The 14,471-nt window shown below is 68.6% G+C and carries 14 protein-coding genes; 6 read left to right on the top strand and 8 right to left on the bottom strand.

The window, feature by feature from the left end:
• From ACAG26_RS15455 to ACAG26_RS15435, 5 genes are all read right to left on the bottom strand, one after another.
• Positions 1–1,203: an amidohydrolase family protein gene (locus ACAG26_RS15455; RefSeq protein ID WP_370483634.1), complete on the bottom strand. Its 1,203-nt coding sequence runs from the start codon at positions 1,201–1,203 to the stop codon at positions 1–3.
• Between the two features lie 25 nt (positions 1,204–1,228).
• The gene (locus ACAG26_RS15450; RefSeq protein ID WP_370483632.1) at positions 1,229–2,059 is read right to left on the bottom strand and encodes an enoyl-CoA hydratase; all 831 of its coding nucleotides are present in this window, start codon (positions 2,057–2,059) and stop codon (positions 1,229–1,231) included.
• 242 nt (positions 2,060–2,301) lie between these two features.
• Positions 2,302–3,309 (bottom strand): dihydrodipicolinate synthase family protein, encoded by a 1,008-nt coding sequence (locus ACAG26_RS15445; RefSeq protein WP_370483631.1) that lies wholly within the window; start codon positions 3,307–3,309, stop codon positions 2,302–2,304.
• Between the two features lie 73 nt (positions 3,310–3,382).
• Positions 3,383–4,180 carry an SDR family NAD(P)-dependent oxidoreductase gene (locus tag ACAG26_RS15440; RefSeq protein WP_370483630.1) on the bottom strand — a complete coding sequence of 266 codons (798 nt, stop codon included), beginning with the start codon at positions 4,178–4,180 and terminating at the stop codon, positions 3,383–3,385.
• A gap of 3 nt (positions 4,181–4,183) precedes the next feature.
• A complete protein-coding gene (locus tag ACAG26_RS15435) occupies positions 4,184–4,945 on the bottom strand; it encodes a crotonase/enoyl-CoA hydratase family protein (protein WP_370483629.1) in 762 nt (253 codons plus the stop codon).
• Between the two features lie 285 nt (positions 4,946–5,230).
• Here ACAG26_RS15435 and ACAG26_RS15430 point away from each other — a divergent pair, with 285 nt between their 5' ends.
• The gene (locus ACAG26_RS15430) at positions 5,231–5,959 is read left to right on the top strand and encodes a TetR/AcrR family transcriptional regulator (RefSeq protein WP_370483628.1); all 729 of its coding nucleotides are present in this window, start codon (positions 5,231–5,233) and stop codon (positions 5,957–5,959) included.
• Between the two features lie 114 nt (positions 5,960–6,073).
• Here the strand turns inward: ACAG26_RS15430 and ACAG26_RS15425 are convergent, their stop codons facing one another.
• The 3 genes from ACAG26_RS15425 to ACAG26_RS15415 all read right to left on the bottom strand — a co-directional run bounded on the left by ACAG26_RS15425 (position 6,074) and on the right by ACAG26_RS15415 (position 8,912).
• Positions 6,074–7,249, bottom strand: a complete 1,176-nt coding sequence (locus ACAG26_RS15425) for a thiolase family protein (protein WP_370483626.1) — start codon at positions 7,247–7,249, stop codon at positions 6,074–6,076.
• A gap of 68 nt (positions 7,250–7,317) precedes the next feature.
• A complete protein-coding gene (locus ACAG26_RS15420; protein ID WP_370483625.1) occupies positions 7,318–8,205 on the bottom strand; it encodes an enoyl-CoA hydratase/isomerase family protein in 888 nt (295 codons plus the stop codon).
• Positions 8,202–8,912: a hypothetical protein gene (locus ACAG26_RS15415; protein ID WP_370483624.1), complete on the bottom strand. Its 711-nt coding sequence runs from the start codon at positions 8,910–8,912 to the stop codon at positions 8,202–8,204. Before ACAG26_RS15415 ends, ACAG26_RS15420 begins: the two co-directional genes overlap by 4 nt.
• Positions 8,913–8,990: 78 nt before the next feature.
• Here ACAG26_RS15415 and ACAG26_RS15410 point away from each other — a divergent pair, with 78 nt between their 5' ends.
• Genes ACAG26_RS15410 through ACAG26_RS15390 form a run of 5 tightly spaced genes read left to right on the top strand, consistent with a single transcriptional unit; the run spans position 8,991 to position 14,414 of the window.
• The gene (locus ACAG26_RS15410; protein ID WP_370483623.1) at positions 8,991–9,809 is read left to right on the top strand and encodes an enoyl-CoA hydratase/isomerase family protein; all 819 of its coding nucleotides are present in this window, start codon (positions 8,991–8,993) and stop codon (positions 9,807–9,809) included.
• 25 nt (positions 9,810–9,834) lie between these two features.
• Positions 9,835–10,641, top strand: a complete 807-nt coding sequence (locus ACAG26_RS15405; RefSeq protein ID WP_370483622.1) for an enoyl-CoA hydratase/isomerase family protein — start codon at positions 9,835–9,837, stop codon at positions 10,639–10,641.
• Complete coding sequence (locus tag ACAG26_RS15400; RefSeq protein WP_370483621.1) at positions 10,626–11,423, top strand: enoyl-CoA hydratase/isomerase family protein; 798 nt, start codon at positions 10,626–10,628, stop codon at positions 11,421–11,423. Before ACAG26_RS15405 ends, ACAG26_RS15400 begins: the two co-directional genes overlap by 16 nt.
• Positions 11,423–12,874, top strand: a complete 1,452-nt coding sequence (locus tag ACAG26_RS15395; RefSeq protein ID WP_370483620.1) for a class I adenylate-forming enzyme family protein — start codon at positions 11,423–11,425, stop codon at positions 12,872–12,874. The genes ACAG26_RS15400 and ACAG26_RS15395 overlap by 1 nt, the downstream gene beginning before the upstream one ends.
• Positions 12,864–14,414: a class I adenylate-forming enzyme family protein gene (locus ACAG26_RS15390; RefSeq protein ID WP_370483619.1), complete on the top strand. Its 1,551-nt coding sequence runs from the start codon at positions 12,864–12,866 to the stop codon at positions 14,412–14,414. The genes ACAG26_RS15395 and ACAG26_RS15390 overlap by 11 nt, the downstream gene beginning before the upstream one ends.
• Positions 14,415–14,471: the final 57 nt, after the last annotated feature.

The following is a 14,471-nucleotide window of genomic DNA, read 5'->3' as shown; positions in this document are numbered from 1 at the left end:
CTAGACCGCGACGTTGACGCCGAGTAGATCCAAGGCGTTGTCCCGCATCACTTTCCGGGTGTCTTCGGCGCTGAATTCGGGGAACTGCGGAATGTCGGCGGTGAAGGTCATCGGATCGGCGAGCCCCTCGCCGTGCGGCCAGTCCGAGCCGAACAAGATCTTGTCCACCCCGATGGTCTCGGCGAGCAGCTTGACGTCATCCTCGTAGTACGGGGCAATCCAGACGTTGTTGCGCAGCTGCTCCACCGGATCCTCCTTGAAGTGCTGCGGCGCGGTGTTGGCGGCCTTCTTGAGCCGCTTGATCAACCGGTACACGAAGTAGGACCCGTTCTCGATGCTGGCGACCTTCAACGTGGGATGGCGGGTGAAGACCTGGTGCACGATCATCGAGGCCATGGTGTCGTGGATCGCCCGGTCGTCGAGCAGGATCTGGTCGAGCGGATCCTTCTTGCCGAACCCTTCGAAGGTCGCCTGACCGCCCCACAGCGCCGCGATCGCCAGATAGCCGCTGTCGGACAGGTGGAAGCCCACCGGCACCCCGGCCTCGGCCAACCGCGCCCACACCGGATCGTGGCTGGGATCGCCCAGCGACCGCGGCTTGACCCACCCCGGCACCGGGGCGGGGCGCACCAGCACCATCTTGGCGCCGCGGCCCAGCACGAATTCGACCTCCTCGACGGCCTTCTCGGGATCAGCCAGCGAGATGATCGGCGCCGAGATGAACCGGTGGTCGGGACGGTCGAAACCCCAGTCCTCGTCGAGCCACAGGTTGAACGCGTGCAGCGAGGCCATCGTCGCCTCGATGTCGTGCTTGAGCGCCTCCTCCACACCGCAGGCGAACGTCGGCAGCATGAACACCGTCTCGAGGTTCTGCCGGTCCAAGACCTTCACCCGCGCCTCGCGGTCGTGGTACTCGGGGTGATCGGCGAGCCGGTCGACCTTCATCAGCGACGCCGGGTCGACACCCTCGGGAATCTCGCCGCGAAACAGCAGGTCCAAACAGCCCGGTTCGATGATCGGGTCGAAGGTGGGGTTCGGGATGAAGTGGTTGACCACACCCCCTATGACGGCGAAGGTGCGCTTGCCCTCGGTGAGCATCTGCACGCCGCGGCGCTTGAACTCCTTGGGCAGATGGCGGGTGAACGAGTCGATCGGCTCGTAGTAGTGGTTGTCGGCGTCGATAGCTCGGTAGTCCAGCACCATGGCCGCAATCCTTTCTCTTCGCGTGTTATTGGCTCAGCGGCGGGAAGTTCGGCGGCCGCTTCGCCAAGAAACTGGTGATCCCCTCGATGACGTCGGGCCGCAGCAGCGACTCGTGCATCAGCTTTTCGGCGCGTGCGCTGACGTCCGTGATGTCGCGCAGCGCATCGGTGTACGCCTGCTGTTTGATCACCGCCAGTGATGCCGGGGAACAGTTGCCGGCGATATCCTCGGCGTATTCCATGGCGCGCGCCAGCAACCGTTCGGGCGCGACGACTTCCTTGACCAGGCCGAGTTCGTGGGCCTCCTCGGCGTAAAAGGTGCGCCCGCTGAGCAGCAGGTCCATCGCCGCGCCCCACCCGGCCAGCCGCGGCAGGATCCAGGTGATGCCATATTCGGCGATCAGGCCGCGGCGGGTGAACGCGGTGGCGAATTTGGCGCCGGCGGCGGCGAACCGGACATCGCACATCAGAGCGTGGGTCAGGCCGATACCGACGCAGGCCCCGTTGACCGCCGCGATGACCGGTTTGCGCAGCGCGGTCAAAAAGTGCGGGTGGCGCTCGCCGACCAGCTGGCTGACGTCGGTGTCGCCGTCGCCGAGCTTTTCGTCGATGGATCCCGAGCCACCGAGATCCGCGCCGGCACAAAATCCGCGACCGCTACCGGTCAGCACAATCACCCGCACGCCGGGATCGGCTTCGGCGCGGTCGATGGCCGCGTAGAAGCCCGCCGAGATCTCGGGGCCCCAGGCGTTAAGCCGCGCCGGACGGTTGAGGGTCACGACGGCGACGCCGCGGTCGGTGACGTCGTAGAGCACGGCGTCCTGCTGGTTGGCCTCCACGTCTTCGGCGGCGGTCATCGAAGCACGCCTAGCTCGATCACCACGCGGGCCCGAAGATCGGCACCACATCCGCACCCCACCGATGGCCCTCCTCGCTGTTGGCTGCCCTCTTCAGCGCTCAGTAATGACTCATACTGTATACCTTTCGATAGCGGCATGCGACAAGTGGCCGCGCGGGGGCCCACCGGGGTCGCGAGGCTGTTGATAGCGGTAGTGATTGGCCCCGTCCACTCGGTAAGCTCACGACGCTGAGCGCCCGGCTAAGCCTCGATCAGCCCGAGCCGCCGGTAGGCGGTGGTGATCTGCTGGCGCCCCGCGGCGGGCAGCTCGGCTTGCGGTGGCCGGGAATGCGGGTAGTCGCCCACCGGCAAGCCGAGCAGGGACGCGGCGTATTTGAAGGCGCCGCCCCAGTGGGTGAAGTAGTCGGGCCGACCGGGATAGCAGGTGAGCCACGACCCCATGTCGACGTCGAATTGGTCCAGGCCGCAGTCCCGACCAAAGTCCATCGCATCGACGAGTTTGTCGGCCACGATCAGCTCCCAGTACTCGGTGAGCAGCCGCCGCCGCGGCGTCTCGAACAGGTAGCCGGTGGTGCCCAGCTGCGCCGGGCACACGATCCCGGCCCGCAGCCACCCGGCGCGATACACCGTTTTATCGCACTCCCAGATCACCAGACCCGGTGCCAGCTCGTGCAATAGCCGGCTGCTGGCCGGGCGGAAGGCACCTTCCTTGGTCGCGCACACCGCCGGGATCTCGGCGTAGATCCGGGCGCTTTCGGCCGGGCTCAGCACATAGCCCGAGGACGGTGAGTTGAACATGCCCAGCGCGATATCGGTGCGGTCGGCGATGTACCGGAAAAACCGCAGCACCCCGTCGCCGCCGTGGGTTTCCATCATCGGGGTCTGGAGGTAGGCGATGTCGGCGCCAGCCTGCTGGGCGTGCTGGGTCAGCGCCAGGCAGTCCTTGGCCGACGTGGCCGCCGTGCACGCCTGCACGACGAGGTCCGGGTTGGCCGCGCGTCCCTCCTCGATCGCCACCTCCAGCAGCCGTTGACGTTCGGCCAGGGTCAGCGACCAGAATTCGCCGACCCCGCTGGTGCACCACAGCATCGGGTGGCCGAGATCGGCGACGCAGTAACGCACCAACGCGCGGTAGGCGTCCCAGTCGATGTCGTCGCCGTCGACGCCGCGAAACGGCGTGTACAGCGAGTCGCCGATGCCGCGCAGCGCGCTACGCGCCCAGTCCCGCGCTTCACCCGCCGTCGCCATGGTGCGCTCCTCAGGCTCGATTTGATGGCCCGACTCCTCAGCCCGCCGCTGCGCGGCGCGCATCGTCGTCGGGCTAGGTGAAATCCGAGCCGCCGTCGACGTTGACGTTGGCGCCGGTCATATAGGAGTTGCGGCGGGATGCCAAAAACGCGGCGACCGGCCCGATTTCGTTGGGCAGGCCGGCGCGCGGCAGATGCGCCGGATGCCCGAAATGCTCGGCGATGCCCGCCATCAACGCATACGGGTCCTCGCCGTCGATCCCGACCGAGGTGGCCCACCCCACCAGCGCCTCGGATGCGATGCTGCCCGGGGAGACCACGTTGACCAGGATCTCGTCGGGCGCCAGCAGCAACGACAGGTTCTTGGAGACGCTGTTGACCATGGCTTTGGCGGCGGTGTAGGCCGGCAGTATCACGCTTTGCCGTTGCGTCGAGTGCGCCGAGAAGTTGACGATCCGCGCCCAGTCCGCGTTGCGCAGCAACGGAAGCGCCGACCGCACGCAGTGCACCATGCCCATGACGCCCTGGTCGACGGCTTGGCGCCACTGCTCGTCGGCCAACTCCTCGAAGCGGCCCTGCACGGTGGGCCCGACGGTGTTGATCAAGATGTTGAGTTCACCGCCCCAGCGCTCACCCACCGCGGCGAAGACCTCCGACACCTGACGCTCATCGCTGGTATCGGCGACCAGCCCGAGCGCGTCGGGGCTGCCGCGCTGGGTCAGGTCCGCGGCGGCGCGATCGACGTCGGTCCCCGACCGCGCCACCACCGCGACCCGGGCCCCGTCGTCGGCCAGGCAGCGGGCGGTGGCCAATCCCATCCCACGACCGCCGCCCACCACCACCGCGGTCGCGTTCGCCAACCCCAGATCCATGGGTCAGGTGCCGGTCCAGTTGGGGGCGCGCTTCTCGGCGAACGCGATCGCGCCCTCCTTGGCGTCGTTGGAGGCGAACACCGGCATGATGAGTTCGAGTTGGTTCTGCCACATCTCGGCGGGGGCCCAGCTCGCGGACTTGACCATGATGTCCTTGGTCACCGCCACCGCCAACGGCCCGTTGGCGGTGATCCGCTCGGCCAGCTCGATCGCCCCGGCCAGCGCTTGGCCCGGTTCGGTTACCGCGTTGACGAAACCCCACGCCGCGCCCTGTTCGGCGGTGAAATGCTCACCGGTCAGCGCCAATTCGAGGGCCTTCTGATACGGGATCCGGTGCTGCAACCGCAGCAGTCCCCCGCCGGCGGCCACCAGGCCGCGTTTGACTTCGGGGATCCCGAACTTGGCCGTCGTGGACGCCACCACCAGGTCGGTGGCCAGCACCACCTCGGTGCCGCCGGCCAACGCGTATCCCTCGACGGCCGAGATGAGGGGTTTGCGCGGCGGTTGTTCGGTGAAGCCGATGCCGCGGCCGGGGATGGCGACCTGTTCGCCGGCGGCGAAGGCCTTCAAATCCATACCGGCACAGAAATTGCCGCCGGCGCCGGTCAGCACCGCCACCGACAGCTCGGGGTCGGCGTCGAGCTCATCGACCGCGTCGGCCAGGCCCTGACTGACGGCCAGGTTCACCGCGTTGCGGGCTTCCGGCCGGTTGATTGTGACGACAAGGATTCGCCCGTGGCGCTCCCGCAGGATTGCTTCTGACACCGATCACCCTTCACCCAGGAGAAAACGATACTTACCAGAATCCTTACCATAGGCGTTACAGTTGAGGAATGAGAACCCGTCCGCCAGTGCTCAGCGCGCACGTCGCGAACCGCACGGTAGGGCTGCCCGGGTGCCCGCCCGGAGGGCCACCGGTAAGGTTGGCGAGGCGAGACGGGCCGCGACACGCGTCCGTAGCCGCAGTTCAGGCAGTGCTGCCGGTAGATTCGGGGCGACCGGAGGTCACGAACTGCGTGCGCAGCAACGATCTGCAGGGAGGTGCCCGCAGTGGCAAAGCAAGCAACCGCTGAAAAGCGTCAGCGGCGGGAACGCGGCTCGATCAATCCCGACGACATCATCGACGGCGCATTCGAACTCGCCGAGCAGGTCGGGGTCGACAACCTCAGCATGCCGCTGCTGGGCAAGCATCTCGGGGTGGGGGTCACCAGCATCTACTGGTACTTCCGCAAAAAGGACGACCTGCTCAACGCGATGACCAACCGCGCGTTGCGCCAGTTCGTCTTCGCCACCCCCTATGTGGAAGCCAACGACTGGCGCGAGACCTTACGCAATCACGCCCGCACGATGCGAAAAGCGTTCCTGGCCAACCCGATTTTGTGCGACCTGATTCTGATCCGGGCCGCGTTGAGCCCGCGGGCCGCCCGGTTGGGGGTGCAGGAGGTGGAAAAGGCGATCGCCAGCCTGGTCGAGGCGGGGCTATCGGTCGAGGACGCCTTCGACACCTACTCGGCGATCTCGGTGCATGTCCGCGGCTCGGTGGTGCTGCGACGGCTCTACGAGAAGAACCGGGAGGCGGCCGACGACGGGCCCGGCGACTTCGAAGAGGCCATGGTGATCGACCCGGAGACGACGCCGCTGCTGGCCCAGGTCACCTCCGAGGGGCACCGGATCGGCGCGGCCGACGACACCAACTTCGAGTACGGACTGGACTGCATCCTCGACCAGGCCAGCCGGCTGATCGAGCAGGGCAAGAAAGCCCCGCGGCGCAAGCGTTAACCCCGCGAAGGCGCCGACGTTAACCCCGCCATGGCGCCGACTGTGCGGCTGGATACGCATCGCCCGAGAAGACGCGTATGAGACCGCACAGTCGCGGGTGCCACGTCGGAAAACTCAGACCTCGATGACGACGGCGCCGCCCTGGCCGCCGCCCGCGCACATCGCGGCCACGCCGATGCCGCCGCCGCGCCGCCGCAGCTCGTAGACCAGGGTGGTCACCATCCGCGCCCCGGAGGCGGCGATCGGGTGGCCCAGGCTGCAGCCGCTGCCGGAGAAGTTCACCTTCTCCTCGTCCAGGCCGTATTCGCGGCACGCCGCGATCGGCACCGACGCGAACGCCTCGTTGATCTCCCACAGCGCGACGTCGCCGGGCGACAGCCCGGCCCGCTGCAGCACCTTGCCGATCACCTTGACCGCGCCCAGCCCGGTGTCGCGGGGGGCCACCCCGGCGGCCGCCCACGCTTTGACGCTGCCCAGCACGCTCAGCCCCTGACCCTCGGCGTAGTCCTTCTCGACGAGGGCGACCGCGGCGGCCGCGTCGTTGGTGCCGCTGCTGTTGCCGGCGGTGATCGAGAACCCCTCGATCTCGGGGTGCAGCACCTTCAGGCCCGCCAGCTTCTCCACCGTGGTGTCCCGGCGCGGGTGCTCGTCGACGCTGAACTCGGTCACCGATCCGTCGGGCAGTTCGATCTTCAACGGCACGATCTCGTCGACGAACTTGCCCGCGTCGATGGCGGCGATCGCCCGCTGATGCGACCGCGCCGCCCAGGCGTCCATCTCCTCGCGGGTGATGCCGACGGCCTGCGCGGTGTTCCAGCCCACCGTGATCGACATGTCGCGGGTCGGCGCATCCGGGGCTTCCGGGTGGGTGGGCGGCATCCAGGGCTCTTCGAAGGTCAGCTCTGGCCCAGGAACCCGCCACTTGGTCACCGGCGTCATCGACAACGACTGCACCCCCCCGGCGATCAGCACCCGCTCCATGCCGGAGCCGATCTGGGCGGCCGCGTTGCCGATCGCGGTCAGGCTGCCCGCGCAGTGCCGGTTGACGGATTGGCCGGGCACGTCTTCCATCCCGCACTTGGCCGCCGCGTACCGCGCGAGATCACCGCCGCCGTAGTGGGACTCCGCGAAGATGATGTCATCGATGGCGCCCGGCTCAACCCCGGCGCGGCGCACCACCTCGGGCAGCACGGTGGTGATCAACGTCTCCGGCGGGGTGTTGACCAGGGTTCCCTTGAACGAACGTCCGATTGCCGTCCGCACGGCACCGACGATGACAGGTGTGGGCATATCTCAACCTTACATTATTCGACGTTTATGTAAACCTAGCAGTTCCCGCGATCAGGTCAATACCGGGCTCAGGGCTCTGGGACGTGGAAGTGTTCGTCGCGCAGCCGGAACGCCTCCTTGGTGCCGTGGTGCGCGCGGGTCTTGACGAAGTTGAACTCGCCGGGCGCGAACTGCAGGTTGGTACCAAACGCGTGGAACAGGTAGCTGGCCACTTCCTCGCCCTGATAGGCCTGGCTCTGCTCGACCAGCCGAAACGCCTCCTTGGCGATGACCACGCCGTCGGCCGGCATCTTGGCCACCTTCTCCGCCCAGTACCGCGCCCGCGCCGAAACCAGGTCGGGCTCACACGTTTCGGTGAACACCCCGAGGTGCTCGACCGCGGCCGCCTCGATGATGTCGCCGGTCAGCAGCAGCCGCCGCGCCAACACCGGCCCCAGCCGGTGGAAGAACATGTGCAAACTGCCCAGCGCCGGGCCCAGGAAGCGGGTGGCCGGCATGCCGAGTTTGGTGTTGCGGGCCACCACGGCGATGTCGGTCATCAGCGCCATCTCGAAGCCGCCGCCCAGCGCGTAGCCGCTGATCTCCCCCACCGTGACCTTGGGGAAGCCCATCAGGTTGTGGTAGAAGCCGAACGACTTGCGGTCGACGGCGAGCCGACGCCGTTGGCTGGGGCGGCTTTTGGCCGGCGGCTGGGCGGGGTCGGCCCGCTCGCCGTACCAGCCGTAGGCGTTGTTCATGTCCGCGCCGGTGGAAAACACCCCGTCGGCGCCGCGCAGCAGCACCACGACCAGATCGTCGTCCTCGGCGACGCGATCCAGGCAGCGGGCAAGGGCGTCGCGCATCGTCGCGTCATAGGAGTTGCGTTGCCGCGGATTGTTCAAGGTGATGGTGGCGATCCGCGTCTCGGGATCGATCGCGAACAGCACACGGTCGTCGGTGGTGTCCTCCAGGGTCATCTGCCGGGTTCCTTCCTGTCGCCGGTGGACTCGGGCCGGCGGCGGCCGAAGCGGTAGCCGGTCAGCTTTTCGGGCGGCGACGCGACGGTGGCGACTTCACCGGTGCACAGCACCTGGTCGCCGTGCAACAGCCGGGCCGTGGCGGTAATGCCCCGCTCGGATTCGGCGCGCACGATGTCGAAGCCCAACTCGGTCAGGATCGGCGTGGGCCGGCGGAAGCCCACCACCAGTGATCGGGTGCGGCCCGCCAGCTGGGCGGCGCAGCTTTGGTGCTGGATGACGCAGTCGAAGAACACCGCGAGGAACCCGCCGTGCACCAATCCGGGCGGCCCCTCGTACACCAGCGGGAAAGTGACCCGGCCCGAGGCGTTCTCGGCGTCGAGGTGATCGAACCGGTATTCCGGGAAGCACGGGTTGAAGGCGCCGATGTCGAAGGCGTGCCCCAGGTAGACACGTTGGTGCGCGCCGCCGTCGGGGCCGATCCGGGGCGCGGGATCCGGCGGCGCGGCGGCGGACAGCGCGGCCTCCCAGTCGGCGCACCGGGCCAGCATGTCGTCGACCGCGGGGTGGGGATGCTCGAGCGAGAGCAGCAGACCGGTCAGCCGCCGAAGAGAGGCCGCGGCGGCGACGGTCTGCGCCAATGGCCGCTCGCCGTAGCGGGCGATGTCGTCCACCCCGATCGGTGAAATTTCTGCGCCGTCCGTCATGCGCCTTTCCTCAATTCGGAACAATCGTATAGCCTACTGTATGGGTAACGATATGGCGACCGAAGGGCGGTTCCCACGGTGACCGACGACGCCGACTCGGCCGCGGCCGAGGGCTCGGTGACAGCGCTGCGCGAGGGCGCCATCCTGCGGGTGACGCTGGACCGCATGTCGCGCCGTAATGCATTGAGCCACATGATGATTGATGAGCTCGTCACCGCCCTCACCGAGGCGGCCACCGACGATACGCTGCGCGCCATTCACCTCCGCGGCGCCGGCGCGGACTTTTGCGCGGGCGCCGATTGGGTGGCCACCAACGCGTCGGGTCATCGGCACCGCACCGGGAACCTGGTGCGGCGCATCCCGCACACCGCCCACCGGGTAATCGAACTGGTGCACAGCATCCAGTTGCCGGTGGTGTGCAGCGTGCGTGGTTGGGCGGTCGGGCTCGGCTGCAATCTGGCGCTGGCCGCCGACTTCACCGTGGCGGCCTCCGACGCGGTGTTCTGGGAGCCGTTTTTGACCCGGGGGTTCAGCCCGGATTCGGGCTCCACCTGGCTGCTCCCCCGCCTGGTGGGGCTGGCCCGGGCCAAGCGGATGCTGCTGCTCGGGGAGAAGGTGTCCGGAACCGACGCCGCGGACTGGGGTTTGGTCCACCAGGCGACCGACCCGGCCGAACTGGACGCCGCCGCCGAGGCGCTGCTGACCCGGCTGGCTTCCGGTCCCACGGTCGCGCTCGGTCTGACCAAACAAGCCCTCAACTACGGCCAGCATGCGACCCTGCCCCAGTCCATGACACATGAACTGTCCAGCTTGGAATTGTCCTGCCGAACCGGCGATTTCAAAGAGGGACTGGCCGCATTCCGACAGCGCCGCACGCCCGATTTCCAGGGCCGCTAACTCCCCGCCCACGAAGGGATCCTCGATGCCCGCGTTCGACACCATCAAATACGAGGTCGACGGCCATACGGCCACGATCACCCTGAACCGTCCCGAAGCGCTCAATGCGCTGAGCCCGCACATGATCACCGAATTGCGGGCGGCCTACCAGGAGGCCGAAAACGACGACCGGGTGTGGCTGCTGATCGTCACCGGCACCGGCCGGGCATTTTGCACCGGCGCCGACGTCAAGGCGATCCCCGGCGACGGCAAGGTGATCAACGAACGCCCGTACTTGTCCAGCTATGAGCAGTGGGAGGCGCCGCAGGAGGGCACACCGCCGTTTCGGACCATGGCCAAACCGGTACTGGCGGCGATCAACGGCATCTGCTGCGGCGCCGGACTGGACTGGGTGACCACCGGCGACATCGTCATCGCCTCCGCGCAGGCCACCTTCTTCGACCCGCATGTGTCGATCGGGTTGGTGGCCGGCCGCGAGGTGGTGCGGCTGGCCCGGGTGCTGCCCCGGTCGGTCGCCCTGCGGATGGCGATGATGGGCAAACATGAGCGGATGAGCGCCCAACGCGCCTACGAGCTGGGCATGATCAGCGAGGTCGTCGAGCATGACCGATTGCTCGAACGCGCCCACGAGATCGCCGCCGTGGTCAACTCCAATGCGCCGCTGGCGGTACGCGGAACCCGGCTGGCCATCCTCAAGGGCCTGGACCTGCCGCTGCACGAAGCCGAAATGCTGGCCGAAGCGTTCCGGGAACGCAACCTGCACACCGCGGATTCGACCGAAGGCCCGCAAGCGTTCGTCGAGAAGCGGGCACCGGAATGGCAGTGCCGATGAGCCCGTTCGAAACCATCCTGCTGGAGTTCGACCGCGCCGCCCGGGTAGCCACCATCACGTTGAATCGCCCCGATCAGCTCAACGCGTTCAACCGCACCATGTGCGAGGAAATGACCGCGGCGTGGCGCATCGTCAAACTCGACACCGCCGTCAACGCCGTGGTACTGCGGGCCGCCGGCACCCGGGCCTTCAGCGCCGGGTTGGACATCAAAACCCCCTACGGACAACCGGATAACGTCTGGAACCACGAGGATCCCGGCGAAGCGCTCAGCCCCAAGTGGCAGAAGATGTTCAAACCGGTGGTGAGCGCGGTGCAGGGCATGTGCACCGCCGGCGGGTTCTACTTCGTCAACGAGGCCGATGTGGTGATCTGCAGCAGCGACGCGACATTCTTCGACTCGCATGTGTCCGCGGGTCTGGTCTGCGCGCTGGAACCGGTCGGGCTGATGCGCCGCGTCGGCCTGGGCGAAACGCTGCGGATCGCGTTGATGGGCAACGACGAACGGGTCGGCGCGGACACCGCGCTGCGGATCGGATTGGTCTCGGAAGTGGTGGCCCCCGAACAGCTGTGGGCGCGCGCGCACGAGATCGCGGCCAGCATCGCCGCCAAACCGCCGTCGGCGACCCAGGGCACGGTCAAGGCGATCTGGGAGTCGCTGGACAAGCCCTACCGCGCGGCGTTGGATCAGGGCCTGATCTACACCCGGCTGGGCAACCCGCTCGGGACGGCCGAGCTCGACGCGCAACCCCACGGCACCGCTACCCCACCGCGGATCCGCTGATGGCGCACCCGCTGAGCCGGCGCATCACCGAGGTGCTGGATCTGCACCCCGAGGCCCCCGCCGTCGAATACGACGGCGGGTGGTTCAGCTGGGGCCAGATCGGCCAGCTGGCCCGCCGGATCGCCGCGGTGTGCGGCCAGAACAAGGTCGGGATTCTGTTGCGCAACCGGCCCCCGCAGCTGGCCGCGCTGCTCGGGGTGCTGCTGGGCGGCGGCTGTGTCGTGGTGATCAACCCGTCCCGCGGCGACGACCGTACCCGCGCCGACATCGCCGCGCTGCGGTTGCCGGTGATCATCGGCGCCCCCGACGACCTGGCCCAGCTGATCACCCCGAGCAGCGCCACCCGGGTGGTGTCGCTGTCCGGCCTGACCGACGAACCCCAGGTCACCGCGGGCGGCACGGAGGCGCGGCGACCGGGTGTGGCGGTGTGGATGTTGACCAGCGGGACCACCGGCCCGCCCAAACGCGTCGACCTCAGCTACGACATGTTGGCGCACAGCGTGCTGGGCGCCGAGCCGGACCGGGCGCCGACGACGCCGCGGACCGGGGTCGCGATCGTCAACTCGCCGCTGGTGCATATCGGCGGGGTGTTCCGGGTGCTGCAATGCGTCGCCGACGCCCGACCTTTTGTGCTGCTGGACCGTTTCGAGTTGGGACGCTGGGCCGACGCGGTCCGCAAGTATCGGCCGGGCGCGGTGTCGCTGGTGCCGGCGGCGCTGCGGATGGTGTTGCATTCCGACCTGACCCGCGAGGACTTAGCCAGCATCCGCGCCGTGACGTCGGGCACCGCGCCGCTGTCCGCCGACGACGCCGACGCATTCACCGAAAAGTACGGCATTCCGGTGCTGACCTCCTATGCCGCAACCGAATTCGGCGGCGGCGTGGCCGGCTGGACGCTGCCCGACTACCAGCGGTACTGGCGGGCCAAACGCGGCAGCGTCGGGCGGGCCAGCTTGGGGGCCCAGCTACGGGTGGTCGGCGAGGACGGCGCCCCGCTGGGCCCCGACCAGGTCGGCCTGCTGGAGGTCAAACCCGGACAGTTGGGGCCGTCGACGGACTGGCTGCGCACCACCGACCTGGCCCGCATCGACGCCGACGGGTTCCTGTGGATCCTGGGCCGCGCCGATCAGGCCATCATCCGGGGCGGGTTCAAGGTGATGCCCGACGATGTGCGCCTCGCCCTGGAGGCCCATCCGACGGTGCAGGGCGCGGCCGTGGTCGGCCGGGCCGATCCGCGCCTCGGGGAAACCCCGGTCGCCATGGTGGAGCTGCGCGATGGCATGGCCACCGACGCCGCGCAACTAGTGGACTTTCTCGGGACCCGGTTGGCCCGCTACGAAATCCCCACCGACATCGCGGTCGTCGAGGCCATCCCGAGAACGCCGTCGGGCAAAGCCGATCTCGGCGCGGTCCGGCGTTATTTCACCGCGCAGGGCGAGTATGCCCGGTGACGCGCTCACGCTGCCGGACATCGTGCGCGCCCAAGCACGCGCCCGGGCGGCACACCCGCTGCTGGTCTGCGACGGCGAACGGCTCAGCTACGCCCAGGCCGAGGCCCGCTCGGCCGAGCTGGCCCGCGGTCTGATCGCGCTGGGCGCCGGCAGGGGCAGCCACATCGGGCTGCTCTACCCCAACGGCGCCGGGTTTGTCGTCGGGGCGCTGGCCGCCGCCCGCATCGGCGCGGTGGTGGTCCCGTTTCCGACCTTCGCCACCGCGCCCGAGATGCGGGAGCAGCTGGTGCACGGCGATGTGCAGATTCTGCTGGCCGCGTCCGGCTACCGCGCGCACGACTACCGCCAGCGGCTGGCCGAGGCGATCCCCGATGTCGACATCGATTCCGGTGCACGGCTGTTCAGCGTCGCGGCGCCGCAGCTGCGCCATGTGGTGTTCGACGGGCCGGCGCCGCCCGCCGGGCCCGTGGACTTGTTGTCGGCGATGGAGTCCGACGTCGACGGCGGTGACCCGTTGGCGATCATCTACACCTCGGGGTCGACCGGTGCGCCCAAGGGGGTGGTGCACACCCACGCCGGGCTGCTCGGCCACCAGCGCAACCTCAATGAGATCCGCGGTCTGACCGCCGCGGACCGGCTGTTTTGCAACTCGCCGTTCTTTTGGATCGGCGGGTTGGCGTTTGCACTGCTGGCCACGCTGCTGGCCGGCGCGACGCTGGTGTGTTCCAACGCGGCCGACCCCGGCGCCACCCTGGATCTGCTGGAGGCCGAAAAACCCACGATCGGCAACGGTTTCGTGGCCGGGGTGGCGGCGCTGGCCCGCCATCCCAGCTTCCCGGGCCGCGACCTGTCCTCGCTGCGCCGCGGCAACTTGTATCCGATCATGGCGCCCGACGCCCGGCCCGCCGACCCCGAACTGCGGCACAACATGCTCGGCATGACCGAAACCGGTAGTGTCGTGCTGCTCAGCGGGGATGACAGCGACCAGCCCGCGCACCGGCGCGGCTCCTTCGGCATGCCGGCACCGGGGTTCGAGTGCGCGGTGGTGGACCCGGAGGGCGGGGCGCCGGTCGGCCCCGGCCAGTCGGGTGAATTGTGGGTGCGCGGACGGTATCTGATGCAGGGCTACCACAAGCGCAGCCGGGAGGAGTGTTTCGACGCCGACGGCTGGTTTCACACCGGGGATCTGGTACGCACCGACGCCGACGGGTACTACTACTTCCTCGGCCGACGCGGCTCGCTGATCAAGACGGCCGGCGCCAATGTGTCACCGGCCGAGGTGGAACGGGCCATCGCCAAGGTGACCGGCGGGGTGACCGCCCACGTGCTGGGGCTCCCCGACCCGCAGCGCGGGCAGCTGGTGGCGGCGGTGCTGGAAGCCGACGACGTGGATGTCGCCGCGCTGCGGGACCGGCTGAAATCCGAGTTGTCCAGCTACAAGATCCCGCGCCGCGTCGTGGCGCTGCCCGCTGACCGAATCCCGCTACTGTCCAGCGGCAAGGTCGACCGGCACCGGCTCGCCGAGGTGCTCGGTGCCTGACGTACCGGCGCTGACCATCGATGGGTTGGTCCGGCACCGGGCCGGCACCGAGGGCGC

Source organism: Mycobacterium sp. pUA109, assembly GCF_041287095.1.
Taxonomy (GTDB): domain Bacteria; phylum Actinomycetota; class Actinomycetes; order Mycobacteriales; family Mycobacteriaceae; genus Mycobacterium.
The sequence above is the reverse complement of the archived record's forward strand: the minus strand, read 5'-3'. Positions and strand labels throughout refer to the sequence as shown.